This is a genomic window from Candidatus Methylomirabilis sp., assembly GCA_036000645.1.
Taxonomy (GTDB): Bacteria; Methylomirabilota; Methylomirabilia; order Methylomirabilales; family JACPAU01; genus JACPAU01.
Genome location: DASYVA010000176.1, coordinates 1 through 3,116 on the forward strand (window position 1 = coordinate 1; position 3,116 = coordinate 3,116).

2 protein-coding genes are annotated in these 3,116 nt (G+C 69.5%); both read right to left on the bottom strand.

The annotated features are described in order from the left end of the window. A partial coding sequence (gene otsB / locus VGT06_09875) for a trehalose-phosphatase (GenBank protein HEV8663430.1) occupies window positions 1-621 on the bottom strand: 621 nt, incomplete at its 3' end. Then, window positions 552-2,786 carry a trehalose-6-phosphate synthase gene (locus VGT06_09880; GenBank protein ID HEV8663431.1) on the bottom strand — a complete coding sequence of 745 codons (2,235 nt, stop codon included), beginning with the start codon at window positions 2,784-2,786 and terminating at the stop codon, window positions 552-554. The genes otsB and VGT06_09880, both read right to left, overlap by 70 nt. Window positions 2,787-3,116: the final 330 nt, after the last annotated feature.

Here is a 3,116-nt window from a genome sequence, read left to right on the forward strand (position 1 = left end):
GGGGACGAGATCCCAGACCTGCTTGCCCGGCAGGATCGCAAGCGCCGCCCGGGCGGCCACTCCCTTGACCCACCGGTGGAGCGCTGTCCGCCGGGACGGGCTGAGGCCCCGATAGTGCACGGCCAGGGCAAGCCCCTTCGACTCCAGGTGGGCCCCGGGGAACTCCGGGATGTCCCGGGTGAGGACAGCCGCCGCCGCGCGAATCCGCCGCCGCAAGACCGAGGCCTGGGGATGCCGGAACCGGAGGCCGGGCCCGCGGATCTCGAGCCCGTGGCAGCCGCCGTATACGATCCCCCGGAGGCCCACGCGGCGTTTGAGGTCGGGGAGGGACCGGCCCGAGAGGATCGCAAGGCCGACGCGGGAGGCGGCTGCCAGACGTGCCAGCGTCTTCCGGACCGCAGGGGCGAGCCGGGCGGCTTCGGGCCGAGAGACGATTGGCGCGAGCGTGCCGTCGAAGTCGAGAACCAGGAGGAGACCGGCTCCCGCTTCGAGCTCGGCCCCGAGTCGTGCTTGGAGGGAGCGGAGGCCCCCGGGGTGCGGCGCGACGTAGCTCAGCGTTCCCTGGCTCCGAGGTCGCCGACGGGGAAGCGGGACAGTTCGCTCAGCAAGTGGCCGGCCCAGCGGTAGATGTTGTGCTCCCGAACGACCTGGCGCATGCGCGCCATGCGGCTTCGGCGCTCGGCCGCGGGCATCTCGATCACCGTCCGGATCGCCTCGGCCATTTCGTCCACGTCGTAGGGATTGACCAGCACGGCGTCCCGCAGCTCCCGCGCCGCGCCGGTGAACCGGCTCAGGATCAGGGCGCCGTCCTCGTCCTCCCGGACCGAGACGAACTCCTTCGCCACCAGGTTCATCCCGTCGTGCAGCGATGTGACCATGCAGAAATCGGCCCACCGGTAGAAGGGCCAGATCTCCCGGTGGTTCCGGTGAGCCTTCAGAAGGAGGATCGGCCTCCACTGCTTGGTCTGGAGCCCCCGATTGACCTCCTCCACGGTGCGCTCCACCTCCTGCTCCAGCTCCCGGTACCGCGGGATGCGGCTCCGGCTCGGCGCGGCCATCTGGACGAAGGTCATCCGCTCCCGGTGTTCCGGGTACCGCTCGAAGAAGCGTCCGATCGCCCGGAACCGCTCGGGGAGCCCCTTGGTGTAGTCGATCCGGTCCACGCCGATGCCCAGGAACTCGGGCGAAATCCCCAGCTCCGCGAGCAGCACCTCCCGGGACACCTTCGGGGGATCGTCCACGAACGCGGGGGCCACGCTGATGGGGAACGGTTTCACGTAGGTGGTGTGTTGACCCCGAGCCACCGAGAAGTGCTCCCAGTCGATCCGCGACTCGATGGCGCGATCCACGGTCTCCAGGAAATTATTCGAATGGGACTGGGTGTGGAACCCGATCAGGTCGGCTGCCAGCATCCCCTGCAGGATCTCCGGCTGCCAGGGGCAGATCCCGAAGGCCTCTGCGTTCGGCCACGGGATGTGCCAGAAGATCGCGATGCGGGCATCGGGCCGGGCCTCCCGGATCCAGCGCGGGAGGAGGGCAAAGTGATAGTCCTGGATCAGGACCACCGGAGCCTCCGCCCCCGCCATTTCCTCCAGGACCGCCTCGGCGAACTTCCGGTTGGCGGCCGCGTACTGGGCCCAATCCTCCGGGCGGAAGATTGGCCGGGCGTGGACGATGTGGCAGAGAGGCCAGAGCCCTTCGTTGGCAAAGCCGTAGTAGTAGCCCGCCTCCTCTTCCTCCGACAGCCAGACCCGCCGGAGCGTATAGCGGGGGTCCCCCGGGGGCAGGCGAAGCGTCCCGCGGGCGTCCACCACCTCCCGGTCCGCGTCGCCGCTGCCGTGCGCGACCCACACCCCCCCGCAGGCTCGCATCACCGGCTCGAGAGCGGTCACGAGCCCGCTGGCCGGCGTCAGGGTCTCGATCTGCCGGCCCCGCCAGACGTGGCTCAGCGGCTCGCGGTTCGAGACCACGACGAGGGGACGATCGTTCAGGCGGAGGCTGACGACCTGCTTCAACCGCTCCTCGGTCCACAGGCTCTCGCCTTGCACCCGCAGCGATGCCTCCTGCTCCGCCGCGGCCCGAGCCTTGGCGAGACCTCGGGCCAGCCCCGCGACCTCGGCGGCCAGCGGGCCGAACAGCCCGGGGTCCGCCACGCCCGGCGGCGGCACGGTCTCCCCGCTCCGGAGCTGCTTCGCCCACTCGGCCATCCTCCTCAGCGGATGGGTGATGGTCCACCGCACGACGACGAGCGTGATGAGCGACAGGGCGCCGGCCAGGACCAGGAAACGGATGACGTTGTTCCGCACGATATCGCTGACCCGGTCCTCGATGTGGCCGGCGTCGTGGAAGATCACCAGCGCGCCCGAGGGGCGCTCATCGCCGAGCAGCGGGACCGCATAGTAGTAGATCTTTTGCTCTCTCAGGAGATCAAACCCCTTCTGGACGGAGCCGGTCGTCATGGCCTCGGAGACGAACGGAAAGGACGGGGGGAGTTTCGGGGCCAGCTCGGGCGTCGCAACCAGGAGCCCGGCGAATCGATCGTAGACCGCGACCCCCCTGGTGGGGGACCCGAACTTCCTCACGATCCGCTCGATCCGGGACGGGGGGGCCTTCTCGACAAGCGGCTCCACCGCGTCCTTCAGCCCCTCCCCCAAGAGCCACGCCCGACGCTCGAGATCCTCCGTCAGGCGGTTCCGCTCGCCGTGGATCGAGACGAAAGCGAAGGCGCCAATCACGACCAGGGCCGACAGCCAGATCGCCCCGAGAAGACGGAATGTAAATGTCATCGGCATACCCCTTGCTGCCGCCCCCCGGGCCTTGCGTCTGGATGTTGGCAGAAGACACGGATTCGGCTGGGGAGGCCCGCTGAACTTCGGAGGCGGGGGAACGATGCCGTATTATACCCGCGAAGGGCTTGGATGTATACCGCGTTCATCACCGATTTCTGTCTAATTCAAACGACAGAATCAACGTGACACGGTCCGGGTGGCGCCGGCGCCGCCCCGGCCCCCGGCCCCCGTGGGGAACCCTCCCGTGGTTCCCCCCATCGGCCCAGAGCCGATGGGCCCCCCCTCCGCACCGGGGGCCTTCGGGCGGCATCCGGCGCCACCCGGACC